This is a genomic window from Actinoplanes sichuanensis (genome assembly GCF_033097365.1).
Taxonomy (GTDB): domain Bacteria; phylum Actinomycetota; class Actinomycetes; order Mycobacteriales; family Micromonosporaceae; genus Actinoplanes; species Actinoplanes sichuanensis.
Genome location: NZ_AP028461.1, coordinates 9,518,577 through 9,542,050, shown reverse-complemented (window position 1 = coordinate 9,542,050; position 23,474 = coordinate 9,518,577). Strand labels below are relative to the sequence as shown.

Below are 23,474 nucleotides of genomic sequence, written 5' to 3'. Positions count from 1 at the left end.
TTCTAGCTCGCCGGGAGGGGCTCGGCGGGCTCGTCCTCGTCCTTGTGGACCGGCGGCGGGGGCGGGGCCTCGTCCGACGGGCCCATGCCGAGGCTGCGACGCAAGCCGGTGATCCATGGGTGCTCCGGCCCGTCCAGCGGACCGGCATCCGGGTCGGCGCCGTCGTAGCTCGCCCGGACCACATCCAACTCCGGGCGCCAGATCTCGCGCACCACCAGACCGCACAACACCGCCACGGTGACCAGGCGGAGGGTGGAGGCGAGCACGAAGGTGCCCTCCGGGATGACCGCGTTGCCGTTGGCACCGATCAGCTCGGCGTAGAAGGCGGCCAGATAGCCGATCTCGGCGATGGTCCACGCGATGATCGCGCCCCACTTCGGGCGGGCCAGGACCACCAGCGGGAGCAGCCACAGCACGTACTGCTGGGACCAGACCTTGCTGAAGATCAGGAACGCGGCGACGACCAGGAACGCGAGCTGGCTCAACCGCGGCCGGCGGGGTGCCAGTAGTCCGAGGACCAGGATCGCCAGGCAGGAAAGGCCGAACAACGCGTACGACACGTTGTTGAGCGTCGGCACGTGATCGCTGAGCCACTGGAACGGACCCTGGTCACCGACCGCCCCGGTGTTCCATTTGCTGTCGATGTACCGCCCGATGTACCAGAACGTGCCCCAGTCGATCGGCCGCTCGTCATTGAGCCGGAAGAACCGCAGCCAGCTCTCGTGCCACATGATCATGACCGGCAGGTTCACCAGGAGCCAGGTGATCCCGGCGGCCACGAACGAGCTGACGAATGTCCATATCCGGCCCATCCGCAGCGCCAGGATCAGGATCGGCCCGAGGATGAACAGCGGCCACAGTTTGGCCGCCGCGCCGAGGCCGAAGAGGACACCGGCCCAGACCGGGTACCGCTTGACCCACACGTACAGGCCGAGAGCGAAGAACCCGATCGCCAGGAAGTCCCAGTTGATCGTGGCGGTGACCAGCAGAATCGGTGAGAGCGCGAAGATCGCGGCATCCCAGGGCCGGCGTCGGCGCAGCGCCAGGATGACCCCGACACTCATCACCGCCAGGATCGAGAGCACCAGAGCGTTGATGTTGTAGAACCAGCTGCCCTGGTTGATGTCGGGGTGGGTCTGCCCGTACGAGTGGACCGGCAGCCCGAGCGCGCCCATGAAGTATCCGGTGACCACCGGATACTCGACCGGGTGGTCCCGGTAGGGGACCTTGCCTTCGTTGAGCCCTTCGGCGAAGTAGAGCGCCAGCACGTCGGTGTAGCAATACCGCGTGTATTGGACGTTCTTCTGCCAGTTGCCATCCATGCAGGGCGATTTCTGCACCCAGGAGAGCGCCAGCATCAGACAGGCCAGCGCGATCACGATGCGCTCGGCGGTCCAGAATCGGCCGGGTCGGGCGTCCGGGCGCACCGCGTGGGCACCGAGTGGCCCGCCGATGGCTTCAGAGAGTCCGCGCACGAAGCCGTCCGAGGTCGCGCTCGAGACGTCAGGCCGATCGGTGGGCGGTAGGGCGCTCATGTCTTGGCATCATGCCGCATGAGTAGCCCGGAAAGGTGACCGGCCGGGTCCGGCACACCGATCTTCATCAGACACACAGCCACGGCTAAGACAAAGCGGCGCCCATCTCCACGAGATGGACGCCGCTTCTCAGTCAGGGTCGCTAATCGTCGTCGTCTCCGCCGCCGTTACCGCCACCGTTGTTGTTTCCGCCCCCATTGTTGCCGGGACCGGTGTTGCCGGTGTTGCCGCCGGTCACCTGGCAGAGGATGTTGGTCGGGTCGATCTGGCAGAACCCGCTGTTCGGGTCCTGGGTGATCGGCGTCTCCACGACCGGCTTCGTGCCGTTGCCCTTGCTGTCGTCACCGGTCTTGATGCGCTCCGGGAACTTCTCCTCGTCCCACTTCATCGCCTCGGCGGCGGTCTCGAGGAACTCCTTCCAGATCGAGGCAGGAGTGCCGGAACCGAACATCGGGTCGCCGTTCTTCTCCTTCAGCGACACACGACCTTCAGCGCCACCGACCCAGACGGTCGCAGCCAACTGAGGCATGCCGCCGACGAACCAGGTGTCACCGTTCAGGCTCTTGCCGTCGATCTCGATCTCCCAGGTGCCGGACTTGCCCACCGTCTCGTGACCGTCGATCGTCTTCTTGGCCCGCTTCGGGATCGCCTTCATGACGCCGAGCAGGTTCGACATCTGGGCCTCGTCGAAGACGCGCTTGCCCTTCTGCGGCGCGGTGTAGAGGACCTTCTCGTCACCGGTCTTCGGGTCACGCTGCTTCACCTCTTTGACGAAGTGCGCGTCGTGCCGGACGCCGGCGTTCACGATCGTGGCCACACCCTGCGCGTGCTCCAGGGGAAGGACACGGTACTGGCCGAAGGCGACCTCGGTGTGGAAGTCGCTGCCCAGCTTGCCCTTCAGGTCGATCTTCTTGCCCTTGTCGGTCCACATCGTCTCGACACCGGCGTCGCGGGCGGCCTCGATGACCTTGTTGGGGCCGAGTTCGTCCGCGATCCAGTAGAACGGGAAGTTGTAGGACCGGATCGTGGCGGTCTCGAGGTCACAGAAGGCACCCTTGCCATCACAGATCGCGCCCGGGTCGGCGCCGGCGTTGCTGATCTTGCCGCCTTCGGGCTTCTCCTTGTTCACGTCCCAGACGGTGTCGAAGGAGTAGTCCGCCTTGAGGCCGGCGGCCAGCGTGTAGATCTTGAACGTCGAGCCCGGGGACTGACCACCGGATCCGTCGTCCGGCACGCCACTGCCGTCACCCTTCATGTAGCCGGCGTAGTCGATGCCGTACGGGTCGTCGCCGCCGTAGTAGCCGAGCACCTCACCGCTCTTCGGGTCGATGCCGATGACCGCGGCCTGGTACGACGCCTTCTGCTTGTACATCGGGGAGGTCTTGCTCGTCTTGGAGCCGGCCTTCTCCGCCGCCGCCTGCACCTTCGGGTTGATCGTGGTGGTGACCGTGTAGCCACCGGCCTTCAACTTGTCCGCAGTGATGCCGAGGGAGTTGAGTTCGAACAGGACATGGCGCGTGACCATGTTGACCGGCTTGTCCTCCGGGGTGCCCTTGGCGGCCTTCTTCGGGTCGATCGGCATGGGGTACTTCCGCTGGTCATACTGCGCCTGGGTGATCGCACCCAGCTCGAGCATGTTCTTCAGCGTGTACTCCCAGCGCTGCTCGGCTTCCTGCCGGTTGTTCGCCGGGTCGTAACCGGGGTGGGTCTTCGTCGCGTACGGCTGCTTGATCAGCGACGCGAGTACCGCGGCCTGGTAGACGTTGATCTCGTTCTTGGAGCCCTGGACCACCGAGGCTCCGTAGTAGCCCTGTGCGGCCGACTCGGCGCCGTACCGGCCACGGCCGAGGTCGATGAAGTTCAGGTACATGCCGAGGATCTCGTCCTTGCTGTACTCCGACTCCAGCTTGCGGGCGATCACCGCCTCGCGCAGCTTACGGCTGTAGCTGATGTCCTTCTCGTCGGCGACGTGCCGGGCGTACTGCTGGGTGATGGTGGAGGCGCCCTGCAGTTCACCGCCGGTGAAGTTGTTCCACGCGGCGCGGGCGATGCCCTTCATGTCGATGCCGTTGTGGGTGCGGTAGTTCTTGTCCTCCGCAGCGATCACGGCATTCTGAATGTTGGGGCTCATCTTCTGGTACGGCACGTTGATCCGGGGCGAGCCGGTCTTCTCCAGCACCGAGCCGTTGGACAGCAGGATCGTGTTCATCTGCGCCTCGGCCTTGGGCGTCGGCAGCTTCACGTCGTCGAAGAAGTAGGTGCCACCGACGATGCCGACACCGAGCATGATGACCAGCACCGCCGCGGCCGCGGTCAGGATGTTGGCCCGCCGGTACTTCTTGTCGGCCTTGCTGCGGCCCTTCTTGCCACCGGAGCCACCGGAGCCACCTGATCCGCCACCACCGGGCCCACCCGGGCCACCCGGGCCGCCGGGTCCACCCGGTGACACGGAGGCACGGCCACCGACCGAGGCGGAGCCGACCGAGGCACGGCCGCCGACGGAGGCGGAGCCCACGGAGGCGCGGCCGCCGGCCGGCGCGGAGCCGACCGAGGCACGACCTGGGGTCGCCGAGCCCACCGACGCCGAGCCGACCGATGCCCTGGCGGCTGGGGCAGAGCCCACCGACGCCCGCCCCGACGAGCCGGGCACCGAGGCGGCACCGGATGGACGCCGGTAGGCGTCCGGACCGGGCTTGCTCTCGTTACGCGGATCGTCGCCGGGCGTGGAAGCAGCGGACGGCCCGGGCACTTGTACCCGGGCTCGTGCGGACTGCGATTCGCCGTACGCGTTCATTCCCTCACACCTACCGGTCGCGGGGGCGCGGTCATAAGGCCCGGACGAGCCTTTCCGACACTGCGCCACGAGCGGGCGTTGTGGGCTGCGGTCCCGGCAGCCCCCATGTCATGTGTCTGTGATGACCGAAATCCGGTCTCAAACTCGTACACGTTAGCGAGATCGATCCGGTTCATCCCCGGGCCTCCCCGCTGTGTGACGACGGACCTGTCCGGTGGGATCCCCCTCCACCGGACGAGACCATAACGTCGGTGTGCAACGTCTCATCGTCGGCGAGACCGTCTCGCCCCAGAACGAACCTCTCGATCAGGTGGTTCCAGGCGCAAGAGCGGCACACCTCGACGACGAAGACCTGAAACTCACGCAGCGTCATCGCCAGCACGGGCAGCTCGGCCATTTTCCGAGCCTGACCAGCGGACTGCTTGAGCTCATCGCCATAGACGTAGTGCACAAGCGTCAGGTTGTCCCGGCGGCAGATCGGGCACCGTTCGTCGGTCGGCTCGCCATGGAAGGTTGCGGCGTTTCTCAAGTAAGGAGACGCGTCACACACTTCAAGCGGACCGATCCGGCCGTTTTTGACGTCACGCAGGACTGCCCGCCTCTGTAGCGAGTAGTCGACAACCTGCCGCTGCGTGCGCATGGCGAAGAGAGTACGCGGTCCCCGCTCCCACGGCGACAGTCATCACACAGCGTGGCGTGGCGACTGCACAGGATGGGTAAGTTGCGGACCTGAGCGGGCCGATCTACGGTTGCGATGTATCGAGCCGATACATCGGGACACAGTTCGAGGGAGGGCCAGTGCTGGAATTGGCGATCCTCGGTCTCCTCCAGGAGGCCCCGATGCATGGGTATGAGCTCCGAAAGGAACTCGCCACCAAACTCGGCACGCTCCGCGCCGCGATCAGCTACGGCACTCTGTACCCCACTCTGAAGCGGCTGAAGCTCGCCGGCTGGATCAGTGAGGCCGAGGCCGACAGCGACATCATTCCCCCGATGACCAGCAAGCGGGGGCGGGTTGTCTACAAGATCACGGCAGAGGGCAAGGAGCACTTCGCCGACCTGCTCACCCAGACCGGCCCGGAGACGTATGACGACGCCGGATTCGGCGTGCACTTCACGTTCTTCTCGCGCACCGATCGCGCCACCCGGCTCCGCATCCTGGAGGGCCGGCGCCGCCGCATCGAGGAGCGCCGTGAGGGGCTGCGCGAGATCCTGGCCCGCGCCGCCGATCGTCTCGACGCCTACACCCTGGAGCTTCAGCGCCACGGTCTCGACGCGTGTGAGCGCGAGGTCCGCTGGCTGGAAGAGCTGATCAGTAACGAACGCTCCGGCCGCACCCCGGCCTTCCGACAACGCGCGGAGAGTCAGCGCGTGGAGAGCCGGCGTGCGGAGAACAACCCAGAACCACCGCGTCCGCACCTGGACCGGCCGTGATGAACAACAAGGAGGCAAACGCGATGGGTTCCGTCCGCGTCGCCATCGTCGGTGTGGGTAACTGCGCCTCGTCCCTCGTGCAGGGCGTGGAGTACTACAAGAACGCCGACCCAAACGACCGCGTCCCGGGTCTCATGCACGTGACCTTCGGCGACTATCACGTATCTGATGTGAAGTTCGTCGCGGCGTTCGATGTGGACGCCAAGAAGGTCGGCATGGATCTCAGCGAGGCGATCGTCGCCAGCGAGAACAACACCATCAAGCTGACCGACGTGCCGCCGACCGGCGTCACCGTGCAGCGCGGCCCGACCTTCGACGGCCTGGGCACCTACTACCGCGAGATCATCGAGGAGTCGACGGCCGAGCCGGTCGACGTCGTCCAGGTCCTGCGCGACGCCGAGGTCGACGTCCTGGTGTCCTACCTGCCGGTGGGCTCGGAGGAGGCCGACAAGTTCTACGCGCAGGCCGCCATCGACGCCGGTGTCGCGTTCGTGAACGCGCTGCCCGTCTTCATCGCCTCCGACCCGGAGTGGGCGCAGAAGTTCACCGACGCGGGCGTGCCGATCGTCGGCGACGACATCAAGAGCCAGGTCGGCGCCACCATCGTGCACCGCGCGCTGGCGAAGCTGTTCGAGGACCGCGGTGTCGAGCTGCTCCGCACGTACCAGCTGAACTTCGGCGGCAACATGGACTTCATGAACATGCTGGAGCGCAACCGCCTGGTCTCCAAGAAGATCTCGAAGACCCAGTCGGTGACCTCCCAGATCCCGCACGAGATGATCAAGAGTGACGTGCACATCGGCCCGTCCGACCACGTGCCGTGGCTCGACGACCGCAAGTGGGCGTACATCCGCCTGGAGGGTCGCTCGTTCGGTGACACCCCGCTGAACGCCGAGCTCAAGCTCGAGGTGTGGGACTCGCCGAACTCGGCCGGCGTGATCATCGACGCGGTCCGTGCCGCGAAGATCGCGAAGGACCGCGGCATCGGCGGCCCGATCCTGTCGGCGTCGTCCTACTTCATGAAGTCTCCGCCCGTGCAGTACAGCGACCACGACGCCCACGCGGCCGTCGAGGCGTTCATCGCGGGTGAGATCGAGCGCTGACGCTCGTCCCTGTCGATTCAGGCCGGCCCGGGCGAAACGGGCCGGCCTGAATCAGCTCCAGGCCCGCTGCAGGGCGACCGCGGCCTCCAGCTCCAGCAGGATGCGCTTGCGGTCCAGGCCGCCGCCGAAGCCGACCATCTTGTTGCCGGCGCCGACCACCCGGTGGCACGGGACGATCACCGGGATCGGGTTGTGGTTGCAGGCCGTGCCGACCGCGCGGGCCGCTCCCGGATCGCCGAGCGCGGTGGCGATCGCCCCGTAGGTGATCGTCTCGCCGTACGGAATCCGGGCGATCTCCGCCCAGACCGCCCGCTCGAACTCCGAACCGCCACGCATGTCGAACGGCACCGTGAAGTCGGTCAGCTCTCCGGCGAAGTAGGCACGCAACTGCTCGGCCGCGGGATGGTCGGTGGACGGCCCGGGCCGGGCGGCGAAACGCACGCCCACCACGGCCGGACCGTCGACGACGAGACCGAGCGGACCGATCGGCGACTCGATGACGAACATGGCTTCCAGTCTGCCCCGGACTACCCGACCTTGACGGCGTCCCCGGCGGCGGCCGGCTCACGCTTCAGGTCGCCCTCGTAGACGGCCTTCCACACACCGCTGCGGACGGCGGTGAATCGCTTGCCGTAGACGCCCTTGGCGTTCGTGACGGCGGTGCCCTTGTACGTCCAGGTGCTCGCGCCGTTCGCCTTGAAGAACACCTTGACCCTGGCTGCGGCGTACCCCTTGCCATCGACCTTGAGAATGCCCTTGGCGGTGATCTTCCGACCCTTGCGCACCGGCTCGGGCGACGCGTTCAACGTCAGCCGGGACGGCCGCTTGATGAAGACGTCGATGAACTCGGGGTCGATGTAGGTCGCCTGGCCGGGCCCGGTGTAGACCCCGCCGGACACCACGGCGAGGTAACGACCGGATCGATCGGTGCCGCACAACGGCAGGGTGGCCCGGTAGGTGGTCGACGATCCGACCTGGGTGAGGCTCCGCCCACGCAGGTAACCGTCCTGCGACAGGGGCCCCTCGATGTCGACGCGGACACCGCTGGGCGCCGGGCTGCCGGCCGGGATCGGCGCACTGAGCACCGCGGTGAAGGTGACGGTCGCGCAGCCGGCCCTGGAACCCAGGACCACGGTGTCCCGGCTGACCGAGACGGACTTGATGACGATGTCGGAGTCGGCCGCCTGCACCGGTGCGCCGATGAGAAGCCCGGCCGCGGGGGCGACGGCCAGCAGGGCCGCGAGGACCCGGTTGCGTACTGCGCTCATGGCCCGGACGCTACCGTCCCGGCCCGAAAATGAATGCAAAGATCTGGATCCCTCGCGCGTCGTGCTCGGCGGAGGTGACCGGTGAGGCAGTCGCTCGAAGACGAGTTCACCGCATTCGTTGCGGAACGGGGGCAGGCTCTGCTCCGGATCGCGCACGCGCTGACCGGGGATCGGGAGTCCGCACAGGACCTGGTGCAGGGGGCGCTGGCGAAGGCGTACGCGCGGTGGCCGCGGATTCACAGTGACGCCGAGGCGTACGTCCGAAAGATCATTTACAACGACCGGGCGTCCGCCTGGCGCCGGCCCGCACGCCGCAACGAGGTGTTCGTCGCCGAAGTGCCGGACCGGGCCGCCGAGCGCCGCCACGACCAGGACGTCACCGACCGGCTCACCGTCCGCGACGCCCTGTTGTCGCTACCGGCCCGGCAGCGGGCCGTACTCGTGATGCGCTACCTGGAGGACCGTTCGGTGGAGGAGACCGCCGAGGCGCTCGGCTGCCGGCCCGGCACGGTGGCCAGTCAGGCGTCCCGCGCCCTGGCCAAACTGCGCGGCATGGTCGGCGACCGGATCACGTCGATGGGAGGGGCCCGATGAGAGACCTGGAGGAGACCTTGCGCGACGCGGTCCAGGACCTCGCCGACGACGCCCCGCACGCCTACGACCTGGCCGGTGCGGCCCGCGTCCAGGGTCGCCGGATCCGCCGTCGCCGGCATGCCGCGGCCGCCCTGGCGGTCCTCGCGGTCGTCACCGTTCCGTTCGTCTGGCTGCGGCCGGAACCGCGGATCCCGGTGGTGCATCCGGCACCGACGCCGTCGGTCACCGTGCAGGCGAGTGTGCGTCCGCTGCCCGATTTCATGATCAAGACGCCCTATCGGCTTCCCGGTGACGCGGTCGTCACCATGGTCACCATCCCGACCAGGGTCGACGACGGGGTCGACGAGAACACTCACGTATCGCTGGATCGGGACGCCGGCCGGTACCGGCAACTGCCGTTCGACTACGGCCGGCCGGCCATGGCACCCGATGGCAAGCGGTTCGCGGCGAAGATCTCCCGGTATCGGACCGACGTGGTGAACACCGCCGGCGGTGTGGTGGACACGCTGAACGTCGACACGGACCTGAGAGTGGGCGCCGACCCGGTCTGGTCGCCGGACGGGTCCCGCCTGCTGGTGCCGGTCAAGGGTGGTTTCGCCGTCTACGAGACAGGTACCGGGAATCTCCGTGAGTTCGACAACGCCGACGTCGATTCGCTCTGTTCCGACTTCTGCTCGTTCAGCTGGCTGCCGAACGGCCGTGAGTTCGCCGTCCCGCGACTCGATGTCAGCGTGCCCCGCAGCGAGGCCCACCCGGACAGGCTCGAGGGTGTAGTCGTCTACTCGACCGACACCGGCGAGCGGGTTCGGAGCATCCCGATGGTCGGAGTGCCGGTCGGCAACGGTGCCTGGTCCCCGGACGGCCGGACGGTGCTGGTCCACGAGAAGACCGAAACGACCGACGGCATCCGTGTCGTCGATGCGGTCAACGGCGCCCCACGGAGTGGGTTGTTCGCCGGGCCGGACGCGATCTACCTGGCCGACGGCCGGATCCTGGCCTTCGGCAACCGGTACGCCCAGATCCACGCCGCCGACGGCACGCTACTGGAGGAGTACCGGATGCCGCGCCAGTTCACCGATGGTGTGACGCTGACCGTGGCCCGTTCCTAGAAGTCCTGCGAGCGGGCCCATTTCAGGAGCTCCGCCTCGGCCTCGTCGCGATCCAGCGGCCCCCGGTCGAGCCGGAGCTCCTTCAGATAGCGCCAGGCCTGACCGACGATCGGGCCCGGTGGCACCCCGAGCAGCTCCATGATCGCGTTGCCGTCCAGGTCGGGGCGGACCTTGGCCAGGTCCTCCTCGGCCGCGATCCGGGCGATCCGCTCCTCCAGCGCGTCGTAGTCGGTGGCGAGCTGGGTGGCCTTGCGGCGGTTGCGGGTGGTGACGTCGGAACGGGTCAGCTTGTGCAGCCGGGCCAGCAGCGGGCCGGCGTCGGTCACGTAGCGACGCACCGCCGAATCGGTCCACTCGCCCCGGCCGTACCCATAGAACCGCAGGTGGAGGGCGACCAGCCCGACCACCTCGGTGATCACGTCCTTGGGGTATTTCATGGCCTTCATGCGCTGCTTGGTGAGCCGCGCACCGACCACCTCGTGGTGGTGGAAGCTGACCCGACCGTCCCGGCCGACCGCCTTGGTGGCGGGCTTGCCGATGTCGTGCATGAGCGCGGCCATCCGGAGCACGAAGTCCGGGCCCTCGTCACCCTCCAGCCGCATCGCGTTGCTGACCACGATCAGGGTGTGCTCGTAGACGTCCTTGTGCTGGGCGTGTTCGTCGATCTCCAGCTTGAGCCCGGAGATCTCGGGCAGGAAGCGGTCGGCGAGCCCGGTGTCGACGAGCAGCCGCAGGCCGGTGAGCGGATCGGCGCCGGACATCAGCTTGGTGAACTCGTCCCGGATCCGTTCCGCGGTGATCCGGTCGAGATCAGCGGCCATGTCATGCATGGCCGAAACAACCGAATCCTCCACAGTGAACCGGAGCTTCGCCGCGAATCGGGCGGCCCGCAGCATCCGAAGTGGATCGTCGCCGAACGAGATCGACGGAGCGGCCGGTGTACGGATCACCCGCGCCGCCAGGTCACGAAGCCCTCCGAACGGGTCGGTGAACTCGTGCCCCGGCACCGACACGGCCATCGCGTTGATGGTGAAGTCACGCCGGGACAGGTCATCGGTGAGCGACGTCCCGTAGGAGACCACCGGATTGCGGGTCACCCCGTCGTAGGCCTCGGCCCGATATGTGGTGATCTCGATCCGCAGACCGTTCTTCTGGATACCGATCGTGCCGAACTCGCGCCCGGTCTCCCAGATCGCGTCGGCCCAGCCGCTCACCGCGGAGAGGGTCTGCTCGGGCCGGGCATCGGTGCAGAAGTCGAGGTCGTCGCCGAGGGTGCCGAGCAGCGCGTCGCGGACCGAACCGCCGACCAGATGCAGCTCGTGCCCGGCATCGGCGAATCGCCGCCCGAGCTCGTCGGCGACGGGGGACACGCGGAGCAACTCGGCTACCGCTCTCTGCTGGGCGTCGTTCAGTACAGAAGACATGGGGTCACCAGCGTATCTGCCCGGAGGTCCGCCGATGGGCAGCGGGTGGGGCGGTTGGATGGGGGCATGGCACGAGGAGTTATCGCCGGGCAGGATGGGCACATGCCGGTTCCCGAGGCCTTGCGCCGTTTGTCCCAGGACCCCGACTTCTGGACCGGTCAGGTGACCGAGGTCGCCGAGCTGCACATCTCTTTCCCCGTAGTGGGCGGCTATTCGCTGACTCTAGATATCGATCTACCGAGCGGCGACCGATATCTGGGGCTGCGCCGACCCGCGTCGAGCGAGCCGGTGTCGCTGGGCTGGGCGCCCGCCGAGGGCCCCTTCCCGGCCTCGTTGCGCTGGTGGGAGTTGGAGTCCTGCGCCCGGGTGATCGCCCTCTCCGACCCGCTGCTGCCCCATCCGGGGCTGGTCGTGGCGTTGCTGTCGCCGTTCGCGCCGGCCGGCGAGGACGACGATCCGGCCGAGATCGCCGCGGTTCGCGAGGCCGCGTACCGCTCGCTGCGCCGTGCGGTCCCGGCCGCCGAGCCCTCCGGGCCCGAGCAGACCCCGCTGCCGCTCTTCGCCGACGAGCGTTGGTGGCCGACGCCTCCGGTGCCGTCGCCGCAGGTCCTGGACGAGGCCGCGATCGCGGCGTTGAGCGCACCGGCCCGGGCGCGGCTTCAGGTTCGCGTCGGCGAGCGGTTCCCCCATGAGGACCTTTCCGATCTGGTACGCCGTACCGGCGCCGTTCTCACGCTTCTTTCCACCCAGGAGGGGTACGCCGGAACGCGCCCCCTGGCCAAACGGATCGCCGACTCGGGCGACCTGGCCGGAGTGCCGGCTCTGCTCGGCGCACTGACCGAGGCCGGCTGTGATCATCCGACCGTGCTGGATGCGCTGAGTGAGCCTCTCGTACCGCTGGAGGCATGCTGGATGGTGGAGACCCTGGCCGGAGCCGAACCCGGCACCCTCCTCCGTCACCACGTGTGAGTTTTGCCTTTATGGTGGCTCCATCATCGGCAGGGTTCTGGAGGCTTTGGTGAACGGCGGCCTGTACCGCAGCACGCACGCGGCACCGGATGGCCGGCCTCCGGCCCAGGACGGCGTGATAGTCGTCTCGGTCGAGGAGCCGGCACCACAGCAGGCCGGCCAGACCGACGGGGGCAGCACCGCCGGCCAGAGCGCGGTGATGGCGATCGGCAGCCTGGTCAGCCGGGTGATCGGCTTCATCCGCAACGCGTTGATCGGCATGGTCCTCGGCGAGGCGGTCGGTGACGCGTACACCGGCGCCCAGTTCCTGCCCGGTCAGATCTACGAGCTGCTGCTCGGCGGGATCCTGTCCAGCGTGCTCATCCCGCTACTGGTCCGGCGGCGCAAGGCCGATCCGGACGGTGGTCAGGAGTTCACCCAGCGGCTGCTCTCGTTCGCCGTGGTCATGCTCGGCGTGGCGACCGTCCTGGTGGTGGCGGCGGCCCCACTGATCACCGCGATCCAGACCAGCGGCGACTCCACCACCCCAGAGTTCCGTGAGCTGGTCACGAACTTCTCGTACCTGATCCTGCCGATCATCTTCTTCACCGGCCTGTCGGCGCTGATCGGCGCGGTGCTCAACGTGCGCGGCCACTTCGCCGCGCCGATGTGGGCGCCGATCCTCAACAACATCGTGGTGATCGCGGTGTGCGGGGTGTTCCTGCTGGTCTTCGGCACCGACAAGCAGCTGACCCCGGAGAACATCAGCGTCGCCGAGTTGACCCTGATCGGCGCCGGCACCCTGCTCGGCATGGTGGTCCAGGCGATCGGTCTGCTCCCGGCGCTGCGCAAGGTCGGCTTCCGCTGGGCGTGGCGGTGGGCACCCCGGCAGCTCGGGCTGCGCGAGATCGGCAGCCTGGCCGGCTGGATGCTCTGCTACGTGGCGGCCAACCAGATCGCGGTCTTCGCGCTGGTCCGCGCGCTGAACAGCGCCGGCAGCGCGGACAACCCGGGCGCGCTGGCCTTCAACAACGTCTTCCTGCTGATGATGATGGCGCACGGGATCATCGGCGTCTCGGTGATCACCGCTCTGCTGCCGAAGATGAGCGCGGCCGCCGCCGAGGGCCGGCTCGACGAGGTCAGCGCGGACCTGAGCCGCGGCATCAAGCTGGTCTCCGCGGCCCTGGCCCCGATCGTGGTGGCCTATGCGGTGCTGGGCGGCCCGATCGCGGTCTTCCTCTTCGCCGGTGGGCGGATCACCAACGCGGACGCGCTGGAGATGGGCACGGTCCTGACCGTGGCGGCGTTCGCCGTCCTGCCGCTGTCGATCAGCTTCCTCTGCACCAACGTCTTCTACGCGATGCAGGGCAACCGGACGGCCGCGCTGATCAACCTGCCGGTGGTGGCGGTCCGGATCACCGGCTACTTCGTGCTCGCCGCGGTTCTCGACGCGTCGCTGACCGCGGCCGGGATGACCGCCGCCAACGGGCTCTCCTATCTGCTGTCGGCGCTGATCTCGCTGGCCGTGCTACGCCGCCGGATCGGCCGGCTCAACCTGGGTTCGGTGGTGTCGTCGCTGCTCCGGGTCGCGGTCGCCGCCGGAATCGGCGCGGCGCTGGCCGTGCTGGTGACCCGCCTGCTGCCGGGCTCGGGCGCGCCGGACGGCCGGATCGAGGCGATCGTGCAGATCGCCGTGGGTGGTGTGGTGATCCTGGTCGCCTATCTCGGCGCGGCACTACTCCTGCGCGTCGGCGAAGTGAGCCAGGTGGTCGGGATGGTGCGCCGGAAGCTCGGCCGCTGATCATCGGATTCCCCTCCTGAACAGGTGATTTCCGACTGTTCGGACACCGATTCGCCGGATTCGTGTCCCCCTGGACCGGTGCCGCGCCGGGGGGACGACCTGCCATGGCATGGCCGAGTACGGGTATGGTCGGGGGCGGCATGTGCGGGATCCCGCTGTCCCGAGCGCTGAGAGGCTGCCCGGGGAATTCGGCACCGAGGAATGCACCACCGAGGGAGGACTGGTGACCCAGGTCGGCGAAGGCCACGAGACCGCGGCCGACGAGGCCGGACCGGTCTTGACCTTCGGTGCCCCCACCGCCGGTGAGGTTCTGGCCGAGCGCTACCAACTGGAAGAGCACGTCAACAACGACAGTGCCGGCCGGCAGGTGTGGCGCGGTACCGACGTGATCCTCCGACGCCCGGTCGCCATGGTGCTCAGGTATCCGGGTGGTGACTCCGCTGTCGAGATGCTCCAGGCCGCGGTCGCCGCGAGCCGCGTGATCCACCCCAATCTGGTCGGTGTCTACGACGCGATCGACGAGCAGGAGCGGGCCTACGTGGTCCGCGAGTGGGTCGACGGCGAGTCGCTGCGTGACCTGATCGCCGCCGAGGGTCCGCTCGACCCGGCTCGGGCGATCGCGATCGCGCACTCGGTGGCCGATGCTCTGACCGCGGTGCACGCCACCGGCATGGTGCACGGCAACGTGCATCCCGGCAGCACGCTGATCGCCGACGACGGCCGGGTGGTCCTGGCCGACGCACGGGCCGACGCCGCGGACAGCAACGAGTCCGACGTACGGGCGGTCGGCGGCATCCTCTACTTCGCGCTCACCGGCCACTGGCCGCACACCGAGGTGGGCCGCTCCGCGCTGCCCGACGCCAACCGGGACAGCGCCGGCAACCCGGCCGCCCCGCGCCAGATCCGCGCCGGCATTCCGGCGTATCTCGACGACCTCACGATGGACCTGCTGGACCGCCGGGTCGCCGCGCCGGCATCGGACGCGCTCACCGCCGAGTTGGGCCGACTGGACGCCGCCGCCGAGGACGAGGAGTTCGAGGATGTCGGCCCGCTCCGCTTCGTGCAGAGCGGCGGCTCGTCCTCGTCCGGCGAGCAGGTGCGCAGCGCCCCGAAGATCCTGGTCGGGGTGGGCGCGCTGATCGTCATCGCGATCATCGGCCTGGTCTTCGGCATCCGCGCGATCAACAACACCGGCAAGTCGACCGAGGCGAACAACGCACCGGTCACCCAGCCGACCGGTGACGGCGACAACAGCGCCCAGCAGCCCGCCCCCGAGCCGCAGAAGATCAAACTCACCGCCGACATGGTGCGTATGGTCGACCCGCCCGACGGTCAGCGACTCGACGGTGAACAGGCGAAATACACCGTCGACGGCGATCCCAGCACGGTCTGGGAGACCTCGAAGTACAACTCCGCGCCGTTCGGCGGGCTGAAGCCCGGCATGGGCATCCTGATCAACCTGGGCGAGAAACGCGCTCTGTCCGAGGTGCAGGTCACGACCTCTGCGCCGGGCGCCACGATCGACGTGCGCACCGGTACCAGCGACCCGGGTGACAGCAGCAGCGGCGACGACAAGGTCGTGAAGAACTTCAAGTCGCTCAGCGACGAGAAACCGGAGAAGGCGTCCGGCACGAAGGTGTACTTCAGCGGCTTCGATCCGAACGAGAAATACCAGTACGTGCTGGTCTTCCTCACCGAGCTGCCGCGCGCCGAGGACGGCGACCGGTTCCAGATCAGCGTCAGCGAGATCGCGCTGTCCGGCTACTGATCGGCTGCATCTGTGCACTAGATTGCTGGCGTGACGTTCCGGGGCGTATCACCCGGCGGCCTCGGTGACACGCCGAGCGACGCCGATCTGATCCGTGCCCACGTCGACGGTGATCCGGAGGCGTTCGCCGAGCTGGTGCGCCGCCATCGGGACCGGCTGTGGGCGGTCGCCCTGCGTACTGTCGGCGACCGCGAGGAGGCCGCTGACGCCGTTCAGGACGCTCTGCTGAACGCGCATCGCAACGCGGCCAAGTTCCGGGGCGAGGCGGCCGTCACGACGTGGCTGCACCGCATCGTGGTGAACGCCTGCCTGGACCGGATGCGCCGCCGACAGGCCCACCCCACCGTGCCGCTGCCGGACGGATCCCGTGACGACGACCGTCCCACCGGGCCCGAGCCGGTCGCGCCCGCCGCTGACCAGGACACCGTGCTCGTCGTGCGGGATGCGCTGGCCGCCCTGCCGTTCGAGCAGCGGGCCGCGATCGTGCTGGTGGACGTGCAGGGCTACGGCGTGGCCGAGGCGGCCGAGATGCTCGGTGTGGCGGAGGGCACCATCAAGAGCCGATGTGCCCGCGGCCGCGCCAGGATGGCGATGACCCTCGGATATCTGCGGGGGAACCAGAACGGCGGCGGGACCGTCCCATCCAGGTCGGAAGCGGCGAGTCCGCTGCCGACCGGAGTCGAACGGAGGGAGCCGCGGTGACCGGCACCGAGTTCGAGTGGGCCGAGTTCGAGGGGGTCGACGTCGACCTGCTCGCCGACTATGTCGGTGGCGCTCTGGACGGCACGCCGGAGCAGGAGCGGGTGGCCGGTCTGCTCGCCACGGACGAGACCTGGCGGGCCGCCTACGAGGCGCTGGAGCCGGGGATGATCGCGGTCGGCGCGGTGCTGCGGGAGCTGGAGCCGGAGCCGATGCCCGACGATCTGGCGGCCCGGCTGGACACGATGTTCCGTGACGCCGCTCCGCCCTCGGCTGAGCCGGCACCCGCCTCAGGTGAATCAGGGCCGGTGGTAGCCGTACCGGCAAAGGTTGTTGATCTTGATAAGGCCCGGCGCCGGCGACGGTGGGTCGCGCCCGTGACGGTGGCCGCGGCAGCTGTCGCGTTCGCCGGTTTCGGAGTCAACGCGCTGCTCACGTCGCCGGATGCGGCGGATACCGCGGCCGGTATGGCTTCTGCCGAGAATGCTCCGATGTCCGACAAGTCGACCGTCGGCGGTGAAGTGCTCCGCAGCGACACCGACTACACCGAGAGCACGCTGGCCCAGGCCGGCACGACGCAACTGCGCGCGACCGGCTCGACCGACTCCTCCGCACAGGTCTACGCCGGCGAGGGGATCGGCGGCGCGGCACTGGACCGGCTGAACATGCCGGACGCGACCGCCGCCTGCATCCAGGAGATCACCCGCGTCAACGGCGGCGCGTTGATCTCGGTGGAGTTCATGGATTATGCGCGGTTCAACGGCAGGCCCGCGCTCATCGTCCGATTCGCCGCGGCCGATGGCACCTGGGTGTGGGCGGTGGGCCCGCAGTGCGGCACGCCAGGTGCTGGCGCGGACGAGCTGGAGCGCGTGCCGGTACGCTGACGGGAATCCCCGCGTGAGGTCGGACACCAGCCATGCCCGGGGAATGGCGGATGCCTGGCAAGACGTTCTAGCGTGCAGAGTCGCCGATGTTAAGCGTGCGGCGAAACAGACTGAGGAGTCGGCAGTGGACGAGGTCCGCAATCTGATCATCATCGGTTCCGGACCGTCGGGCTACACCGCGGCGTTGTATGCGGCCCGGGCCAACCTCAAGCCTCTGGTGATCGAGGGTGTGAACTCCGGTGGTGCCCTGATGACCACCACCGAGGTGGAGAACTTCCCGGGCCACCGCGACGGGATCATGGGTCCCGAGCTGATGGACAACATGCGGGCCCAGGCGGAGAAGTTCGGCGCCGAGTTCCTGACCGACGACGTCACCCGGGTCGAGCTGACCGACAAGCCGACCGAGGCCGGCACCGAGGGCCTGAAGACGGTGTGGGTCGGTGAGCAGCAGTTCTTCGCCCGCGCGGTGATCCTGGCGACCGGCTCGGCCTGGCGCCCGATCGGCGTTCCCGGCGAGCAGGAGCTGCTCGGCCACGGCGTGTCGTCATGTGCCACCTGTGACGGGTTCTTCTTCCGTAACCAGCACATCATCGTCGTCGGCGGCGGTGACTCGGCGATGGAGGAAGCCACCTTCCTCACCCGGTTCGCCGAGACCGTCACGATCGTGCACCGCCGGGACAGCTTCCGGGCCAGCAAGGTCATGCAGAAGCGGGCGCTGGACAACCCGAAGATCAAGATCGAGTGGAACTCGGTGGTCGAGGAGATCCTCGGCACCGACGGCAAGGTCGTCGGCGCCCGTCTCCGCGACGTCAACTCGGGCGAGACCAAGGTCCTCGACGTCACCGGCGTCTTCGTGGCGATCGGCCACGACCCGCGCAGCGAGCTCTTCAAGGGCCAGATCGAGCTCGACGACGAGGGCTACGTGAAGGTCGACTCGCCGAGCACCCGGACCAACATCTCCGGCGTGTTCGCCGCCGGTGACCTGGTCGACCACACCTACCGGCAGGCCATCACAGCCTCCGGCACCGGCTGTGCCGCGGCGCTGGACGCCGAGCGCTTCATCGCTTCATTCGTAGAGCTGTAAGACCCGGGAGGTCCTTGTGGGAGCAACCAAGGTGGTCACCGACGCCACCTTCGCCAGTGACGTGCTGAAATCCGGCAAGCCGGTGCTCGTCGACTTCTGGGCGGAGTGGTGCGTGCCCTGCAAGAAGGTCGACCCGCTGCTCGCGGAGATCGCCAACGAGATGGGTGACCAGGTCGAGATCGTCAAGGTCAACATCGAGGAGAACCCGGAGACCGCGATGGCGTACGGCGTGATGACCGTGCCCACGCTGACCATCTTCAAGGACGGCGAGCCGTTCAACTCGGTGACCGGGGCGAAGCCGAAGAGTTTCCTGGTCAACTTCATCGAGACGGCGCTGTAGAACCCTCTCTTGTGAACGCCCCGCGCCCCGGTTGGGTCGCGGGGCGTACTCTCGCGAAGGTCGTCCTTTCTCGCCCTAGGGAGTCGTGAGTGCGGTCCATCCGACGCGGAGACACCGGCGTGGCAGTTTCCGAGATCCGGTCGATCCTGGTCGGCCTGGAGCTGCTGGCCGAGGCTGACCCCGACGTTTTCGACGAGGCGCTGGAGACCGCGGTGCGGGCCTTCCAGCAGAGCCGTGGGCTCGGCGTCGACGGTTTGGTCGGCGACGAGACGTGGGGCGCCCTCGACGCGGCCCGCTGGCGGCTCGGCTCCCGGGCCCTCTTCCACTCCGTTCCCGACGCCCTGGTCGGCGAGGACGTCCGCGCCCTTCAGGAGCGCCTGCTGGAGATGGGTTATGACACCGGTCGCCCGGACGCCGTCTACGGCGCCCGGACGGCTCGTGCGGTCGCCCAGTTCCAGCGCGAGGTCGGGCTCGTCCAGGACGGCTCCTGCGGCCCGCAGACCATGAAGGCGCTACGCCGGCTAGGCCGCAAGGTCGTCGGCGGCCGCCCGCAGTGGCTGCGTGAGGCCGAGGCGTTTCGCCAGTCCGGTCCCAACCTGGTCGGCAAGACGATCGTGATCGACCCCGGCCACGGTGGCGGTGACGACACGGGTGTGGTGGTGCCGGACGGCCCGCTCCGGTGGAACGAGGCCGACCTCGTCTTCGACCTGGCGTCCCGGCTGGAGGGCCGGCTCTCCGCGGCCGGCATGCGGGTGCATCTGACCCGTGGCCCGTCACCGGCCGCCCCGATGAGCGGTGCCGAGCGGGCCGCCCTGGCAAACACGCTCGGCGCGGATCTGTTGATCTCGCTGCACCTCGACGGGCACGACTCCGAGGCGGCCGAGGGCGTGGCGTCCTACCACTACGGCACCGGGACCGGTCTCAGCTCGACGGTCGGCGAGCGGCTGGCCAATCTGGTGCAGCGGGAGATCGTCGTGCGGACCGGGATGCACGATTGCCGTACCCATGCCAAGACCTGGGATCTGCTCCGACTGACCCGGATGCCGACGGTGCGTGTCGACCTCGGCTATCTGACCTCGCCGGTTGACCGTGAGCGGTTGATCGACCCGCTGTTCCGGGAGCAGATCGTCGAGGCACTGCTCGCCGCGGTACAGCGGATGTATTTCCCGGTGGAGCGGGACGTCCCCACCGGCTCGATCGACGTCCGCCAGCTGCGCCTCGCGTTGGCCGACAAGGGCTAATTCTCCGCCGACCTCGTCGCTGTCACCGGGCGGACCGGGCGCAGCAGGGTCTCCGGGCTCATCGAGCCGAGCAGCTTCTCCAACGCGTACTCCACGTCGGACTTCCAGGACAGGGCCGTCCGCAACTCCAGCCGCAGCCGCGGATAACGGGGATGCGGGCGGACCGTCTTGAAGCCCACCGACAGGAAGAAGTCGACAGGCGCGATACAGGCCGACTCCTCGCTGCTCTCATCGGGCTTGGCGTCACCGAAGGCCTCGACCGCCTTCACCCCACGCTTGGTGAGATCACGGGCCACCCCCTGGACCAGCATCCGGCCCAGGCCGCCACCGGCGAAGGCGGGCACCACCTTGGCCGTGGTCAGTAGGGCGGCGTCGGCACTCACCGGAGACGTCGGGAACGCCATGCCCCGAGGAACATAGGCGGGCGGCGCATACATCACGAAGCCGGCCGGCATCCCGTCGACATACGCGAGTTTGCCGCACGAGCCCCACTCCAGCAGCGTCTGCGAGACCCAGGCTTCCTTTTCCAGGCCCGGGTCACCGGTGGCGCAGGCCCGTTCCGCGGAGACCGGATCAAGCTCCCAGTAGACACACTGCCGGCAGGGCCGGGGCAGATCCTCGAGCGTGTCGAGGGTCAGATTGACCAGGCGTCGCGACATGAGCCGACCCCTTGCATTCGCACGGGCATGGACCGGACGCCGCCGCGCCCCCGCCGAATCCTACGTCGGAACCACCATGAACGGGAGCAGGTCGGGCAAGTGCCGGGCGGCATTAGGATCGCTTTCAGTCTCATATTCAAGGGGTGATTCGCATGACCGGTACAACTCAGGACGATTACACCGATCGGTACGCGCGACGGGTGCGCGGGATGACCACGTCGGAGATCCGGGCCCTCTTCTCCGTCGCCAGCCGACCGGAGGTGGTGTCGCTGGCCGGCGGTTCGCCGTACATCGCCGCGCTCCCCCTGGACGCGGTCGGTGAGATGCTCGGCGACCTGGCCTCCCAGCAGGGCGCCACCAGCCTTCAGTACGGCATCGGCCAGGGCACCATCGAGCTGCGGGAACAGATCTGCGAGGTGATGTCGCTGTCCGGCATCACGAACGCGTCCCCCGACGACGTGGTGGTCACCGTCGGTGGACAGCAGGCCCTCGACCTCCTGGCCCGCCTCTTCCTGGACCCGGGCGACGTGGTGCTCGCCGAGGGGCCGACCTATGTCGGCGCACTCGGCGTGTTCCAGGCCGCCCAGGCACAGGTCCGGCACGTGGCCATGGACGACGAAGGCCTCCTCCCGGCAGCACTCGAGGAGGCGATCCGGGCCACCGCGAGGGAAGGGAGGCGAGCGAAGTTCCTGTACACGATCCCCACCTTCCAGAATCCGGCCGGTGTCACCCTTTCGGAGGCGCGGCGCGAGCAGATCCTCGACATCTGCGAGCGGGCCGGGCTGCTGGTGGTGGAGGACGACCCGTACGGAATGTTGTCCTTCGAGGGTGACGCCCCGCTGCCGCTGCGGGCCCGCCGCCGCGAAGGGGTCTTCTACTGCTCGACCTTCTCCAAGACCTTCGCGCCGGGCCTGCGGGTCGGCTGGGTCCTCGCGCCGCACGCCGTACGGGAGAAGCTGGTCATGATGAGCGAGGCCAACGTGCTGTGCCCGAGCGCGTTCGCTCAGGGCGCCGTCACCCGCTACCTGACGACCATGCCGTGGCAGGAACAGATCAAGGTCTACCGGGAGATCTACCGCGAGCGGCGGGACGCACTGCTCAGCGCCCTGGAAGACCTGATGCCGGCCGGCACCACGTGGACCCGGCCGACCGGCGGCCTGTTCGTCTGGGCGACCCTGCCCGAAGGCCTCGACTCGAAGGCGATGATGCCGCGGGCGATCGCCGCGCGGGTCGCCTACGTGCCCGGAACGGGCTTCTATGCCGATGGGACCGGCCGGGGCAACATGCGGCTCAACTTCAGCTTCTCGGCCCCGGAGCGGCTGCGTGAAGGCGTGCGGCGGCTGTCCGGAGTGATGCAGCAGGAGCTGGCCATGCGCGCCGTCTTCGGCGAGGCCGGCCTTCAGCCGGGACATCAGCGCCGTCGTGGCCCGGCCGCCGCGGATGCGCCCGGGCCCGACTTGGCATGATCACAGGCATGGGTACGCGTGACGACTTGCGAGTTCTGGTCCTGGCCGGCGGGCTGTCCTATGAACGGGACGTGTCCCTGCGGTCCGGTCGCCGGGTGCTCGACGCGCTCCGGTCCGTCGGCCTGACCGCCGAACTGCACGACGCCGACGTGTCCCTGCTGCCCGCCCTACAGGCCGATCCGCCGGATGCGGTGGTCATCGCCCTGCACGGCGCCACCGGCGAGGACGGGTCGCTGCGTGGGGTCCTCGACCTGTGCGGGGTGCCCTACGTCGGCGCTGATGCTCAGGCGGCCCGGCTCGCCTGGGACAAGCCGTCGGCCAAGTCCATGCTGCGGGAGGCCGGGATTCCCACCCCGGACTGGGTGGCGTTGCCGCACGACCGGTTCTCCGAGCTCGGCGCCGTCGCCGTTCTGGACCGGATCGTCGAGCGGCTGGGGCTGCCGCTCATGGTGAAGCCGGCACAGGGTGGGTCCGGGCTCGGCGCCGCCGTGGTCCGCGAGGCCGGCGATCTTCCGGCTGCGATGGTGGGCTGTTTCGCGTACGACTCGACGGCACTCGTCGAGCAGTATGTGACCGGGACCAACGTGGCCGTCTCGATCGTCGACCAGGGTGCCGGGCCGTCACCGCTGCCGATCGTGGAGATCGTTCCGCGGGACGGGGTGTATGACTACGCGGCCCGGTACACGGCCGGTCTGACCACCTGGCACGTGCCGGCCCGCCTGCCGGAGGCGGTCGCTTCGCGGGTCTCGGAGACGGCGATCGCCGCGTACAAGGCCCTGGGTCTGCGCGACCTGTCCCGCATAGACGTGATCGTGTCTACGGACGGTGAGCCGCACGTGCTGGGTTGCAACGTGTCGCCGGGGCTGACCGAGACTTCGTTGCTGCCGTTGGCCGTACAGGCGGCCGGGGTGGATCTGGGGGTCGTGCTCAGTGCGTTGGTGGAGCGGGCGGCGTCTCGGCGGGTGCACTGAACGATTCAAGGCTTCACGGTTCAAGGCTTAACGGTTCAAGGTTTCACGTGAACAGGCCCGGCGGTCGTCCGCCGGGCCTGTCTGCTTTCGTGTCGCTCCGGAACCGACCTTCAGCGGGGTCGCGTCCCCGCTTTCCCGCATACGCCGCTTGGTCGCCGAACCACAGGCGCCGCAGCCGCTCCGCCCCAAGACCCCGCCGCGGTTCGCTCCGTAGGGTCGTCCCGGGACATCTTCATCCGCCGCCGTACCGCCGTACCGCCGTACCGCCGTACCGCCGTACCGCCGTACCGCCGTACCGCCGTACCGCCGTACCGCCGTACCGCCGTACCGCCGTACCGCCGTACCGCCGTAC

21 protein-coding genes are annotated in these 23,474 nt (G+C 68.6%); 14 read left to right on the top strand and 7 right to left on the bottom strand.

The annotated features are described in order from the left end of the window. Positions 1 to 2: 2 nt before the first annotated feature. The 3 genes from Q0Z83_RS43870 to Q0Z83_RS43860 form a co-directional block, all read right to left on the bottom strand. Positions 3 to 1,535, bottom strand: coding sequence for a glycosyltransferase family 87 protein (locus tag Q0Z83_RS43870; protein ID WP_317789403.1), 1,533 nt, complete (start codon positions 1,533 to 1,535; stop codon positions 3 to 5). A gap of 142 nt (positions 1,536 to 1,677) precedes the next feature. Further along, complete coding sequence (locus Q0Z83_RS43865) at positions 1,678 to 3,984, bottom strand: transglycosylase domain-containing protein (protein WP_317789402.1); 2,307 nt, start codon at positions 3,982 to 3,984, stop codon at positions 1,678 to 1,680. A gap of 517 nt (positions 3,985 to 4,501) precedes the next feature. Then, complete coding sequence (locus Q0Z83_RS43860) at positions 4,502 to 4,969, bottom strand: DUF5318 domain-containing protein (RefSeq protein WP_317789401.1); 468 nt, start codon at positions 4,967 to 4,969, stop codon at positions 4,502 to 4,504. A gap of 158 nt (positions 4,970 to 5,127) precedes the next feature. On the opposite strand from Q0Z83_RS43860, the gene Q0Z83_RS43855 reads away from it, so the two are divergent. Together Q0Z83_RS43855 and Q0Z83_RS43850 are read left to right on the top strand one after the other, a co-directional pair. Continuing rightward, on the top strand, positions 5,128 to 5,763 hold the full coding sequence (locus Q0Z83_RS43855; protein WP_317789400.1) for a PadR family transcriptional regulator: 636 nt from the start codon (positions 5,128 to 5,130) through the stop codon (positions 5,761 to 5,763). 23 nt (positions 5,764 to 5,786) lie between these two features. Then, positions 5,787 to 6,866 carry an inositol-3-phosphate synthase gene (locus Q0Z83_RS43850; RefSeq protein ID WP_317789399.1) on the top strand — a complete coding sequence of 360 codons (1,080 nt, stop codon included), beginning with the start codon at positions 5,787 to 5,789 and terminating at the stop codon, positions 6,864 to 6,866. 51 nt (positions 6,867 to 6,917) lie between these two features. Here the strand turns inward: Q0Z83_RS43850 and Q0Z83_RS43845 are convergent, their stop codons facing one another. Then, the gene (locus Q0Z83_RS43845) at positions 6,918 to 7,373 is read right to left on the bottom strand and encodes a methylated-DNA--[protein]-cysteine S-methyltransferase (protein WP_317789398.1); all 456 of its coding nucleotides are present in this window, start codon (positions 7,371 to 7,373) and stop codon (positions 6,918 to 6,920) included. A gap of 20 nt (positions 7,374 to 7,393) precedes the next feature. Then, the gene (locus Q0Z83_RS43840; protein ID WP_317789397.1) at positions 7,394 to 8,134 is read right to left on the bottom strand and encodes a hypothetical protein; all 741 of its coding nucleotides are present in this window, start codon (positions 8,132 to 8,134) and stop codon (positions 7,394 to 7,396) included. A gap of 81 nt (positions 8,135 to 8,215) precedes the next feature. Here Q0Z83_RS43840 and Q0Z83_RS43835 point away from each other — a divergent pair, with 81 nt between their 5' ends. Both Q0Z83_RS43835 and Q0Z83_RS43830 read left to right on the top strand, forming a co-directional pair. Further along, positions 8,216 to 8,728 (top strand): SigE family RNA polymerase sigma factor, encoded by a 513-nt coding sequence (locus Q0Z83_RS43835; protein ID WP_317789396.1) that lies wholly within the window; start codon positions 8,216 to 8,218, stop codon positions 8,726 to 8,728. Beyond that, a complete protein-coding gene (locus Q0Z83_RS43830; protein ID WP_317789395.1) occupies positions 8,725 to 9,837 on the top strand; it encodes a hypothetical protein in 1,113 nt (370 codons plus the stop codon). The genes Q0Z83_RS43835 and Q0Z83_RS43830 overlap by 4 nt, the downstream gene beginning before the upstream one ends. Here Q0Z83_RS43830 and Q0Z83_RS43825 read toward each other — a convergent pair. Further along, positions 9,834 to 11,261, bottom strand: a complete 1,428-nt coding sequence (locus Q0Z83_RS43825; RefSeq protein ID WP_317789394.1) for a CCA tRNA nucleotidyltransferase — start codon at positions 11,259 to 11,261, stop codon at positions 9,834 to 9,836. The two genes, Q0Z83_RS43830 and Q0Z83_RS43825, sit on opposite strands and share 4 nt — an antisense overlap. Positions 11,262 to 11,363: 102 nt before the next feature. Here Q0Z83_RS43825 and Q0Z83_RS43820 point away from each other — a divergent pair, with 102 nt between their 5' ends. From Q0Z83_RS43820 to Q0Z83_RS43785, 8 genes are all read left to right on the top strand, one after another. Next, positions 11,364 to 12,230: a hypothetical protein gene (locus Q0Z83_RS43820; protein ID WP_317789393.1), complete on the top strand. Its 867-nt coding sequence runs from the start codon at positions 11,364 to 11,366 to the stop codon at positions 12,228 to 12,230. Positions 12,231 to 12,279: 49 nt separating this feature from the next. Then, on the top strand, positions 12,280 to 14,010 hold the full coding sequence (gene murJ, locus Q0Z83_RS43815; protein WP_317789392.1) for a murein biosynthesis integral membrane protein MurJ: 1,731 nt from the start codon (positions 12,280 to 12,282) through the stop codon (positions 14,008 to 14,010). Positions 14,011 to 14,185: 175 nt separating this feature from the next. Continuing rightward, positions 14,186 to 15,778 carry a protein kinase family protein gene (locus Q0Z83_RS43810; RefSeq protein WP_378078394.1) on the top strand — a complete coding sequence of 531 codons (1,593 nt, stop codon included), beginning with the start codon at positions 14,186 to 14,188 and terminating at the stop codon, positions 15,776 to 15,778. 30 nt (positions 15,779 to 15,808) lie between these two features. Then, positions 15,809 to 16,480, top strand: a complete 672-nt coding sequence (sigM, locus tag Q0Z83_RS43805; RefSeq protein WP_317789390.1) for an RNA polymerase sigma factor SigM — start codon at positions 15,809 to 15,811, stop codon at positions 16,478 to 16,480. Beyond that, a complete protein-coding gene (locus Q0Z83_RS43800; RefSeq protein ID WP_317789389.1) occupies positions 16,477 to 17,361 on the top strand; it encodes a hypothetical protein in 885 nt (294 codons plus the stop codon). Before sigM ends, Q0Z83_RS43800 begins: the two co-directional genes overlap by 4 nt. Before the next feature lie 124 nt (positions 17,362 to 17,485). After that, positions 17,486 to 18,445 (top strand): thioredoxin-disulfide reductase, encoded by a 960-nt coding sequence (gene trxB / locus Q0Z83_RS43795; protein ID WP_317789387.1) that lies wholly within the window; start codon positions 17,486 to 17,488, stop codon positions 18,443 to 18,445. Between the two features lie 16 nt (positions 18,446 to 18,461). Then, positions 18,462 to 18,785 (top strand): thioredoxin, encoded by a 324-nt coding sequence (gene trxA, locus Q0Z83_RS43790; RefSeq protein WP_317789386.1) that lies wholly within the window; start codon positions 18,462 to 18,464, stop codon positions 18,783 to 18,785. An 89-nt stretch (positions 18,786 to 18,874) separates the two neighbouring features. After that, the gene (locus Q0Z83_RS43785) at positions 18,875 to 20,026 is read left to right on the top strand and encodes an N-acetylmuramoyl-L-alanine amidase (protein ID WP_317789384.1); all 1,152 of its coding nucleotides are present in this window, start codon (positions 18,875 to 18,877) and stop codon (positions 20,024 to 20,026) included. On the opposite strand, the gene Q0Z83_RS43780 is transcribed toward Q0Z83_RS43785, so the two are convergent. Then, positions 20,023 to 20,685, bottom strand: coding sequence for a GNAT family N-acetyltransferase (locus Q0Z83_RS43780; protein ID WP_317789382.1), 663 nt, complete (start codon positions 20,683 to 20,685; stop codon positions 20,023 to 20,025). The genes Q0Z83_RS43785 and Q0Z83_RS43780 overlap by 4 nt on opposite strands. Before the next feature lie 152 nt (positions 20,686 to 20,837). Here Q0Z83_RS43780 and Q0Z83_RS43775 point away from each other — a divergent pair, with 152 nt between their 5' ends. Together Q0Z83_RS43775 and Q0Z83_RS43770 are read left to right on the top strand one after the other, a co-directional pair. Then, a complete protein-coding gene (locus Q0Z83_RS43775; protein WP_317789381.1) occupies positions 20,838 to 22,151 on the top strand; it encodes an aminotransferase-like domain-containing protein in 1,314 nt (437 codons plus the stop codon). Positions 22,152 to 22,159: 8 nt separating this feature from the next. Further along, complete coding sequence (locus Q0Z83_RS43770; protein ID WP_378078386.1) at positions 22,160 to 23,122, top strand: D-alanine--D-alanine ligase family protein; 963 nt, start codon at positions 22,160 to 22,162, stop codon at positions 23,120 to 23,122. The last annotated feature ends 352 nt before the right edge of the window (positions 23,123 to 23,474 follow it).

Coding starts and splice junctions, on each gene's coding strand:
- Q0Z83_RS43870 (WP_317789403.1), bottom strand. CDS start 1,535: ATGAGCGCCCTACCGCCCACCGATCGGCCTGACGTCTCGAGCGCGACC.
- Q0Z83_RS43860 (WP_317789401.1), bottom strand. CDS start 4,969: ATGCGCACGCAGCGGCAGGTTGTCGACTACTCGCTACAGAGGCGGGCA.
- Q0Z83_RS43850 (WP_317789399.1), top strand. CDS start 5,787: ATGGGTTCCGTCCGCGTCGCCATCGTCGGTGTGGGTAACTGCGCCTCG.
- Q0Z83_RS43845 (WP_317789398.1), bottom strand. CDS start 7,373: ATGTTCGTCATCGAGTCGCCGATCGGTCCGCTCGGTCTCGTCGTCGAC.
- Q0Z83_RS43840 (WP_317789397.1), bottom strand. CDS start 8,134: ATGAGCGCAGTACGCAACCGGGTCCTCGCGGCCCTGCTGGCCGTCGCC.
- Q0Z83_RS43830 (WP_317789395.1), top strand. CDS start 8,725: ATGAGAGACCTGGAGGAGACCTTGCGCGACGCGGTCCAGGACCTCGCC.
- Q0Z83_RS43825 (WP_317789394.1), bottom strand. CDS start 11,261: ATGTCTTCTGTACTGAACGACGCCCAGCAGAGAGCGGTAGCCGAGTTG.
- Q0Z83_RS43820 (WP_317789393.1), top strand. CDS start 11,364: ATGCCGGTTCCCGAGGCCTTGCGCCGTTTGTCCCAGGACCCCGACTTC.
- Q0Z83_RS43780 (WP_317789382.1), bottom strand. CDS start 20,685: ATGTCGCGACGCCTGGTCAATCTGACCCTCGACACGCTCGAGGATCTG.
- Q0Z83_RS43775 (WP_317789381.1), top strand. CDS start 20,838: ATGACCGGTACAACTCAGGACGATTACACCGATCGGTACGCGCGACGG.
- Q0Z83_RS43770 (WP_378078386.1), top strand. CDS start 22,160: ATGGGTACGCGTGACGACTTGCGAGTTCTGGTCCTGGCCGGCGGGCTG.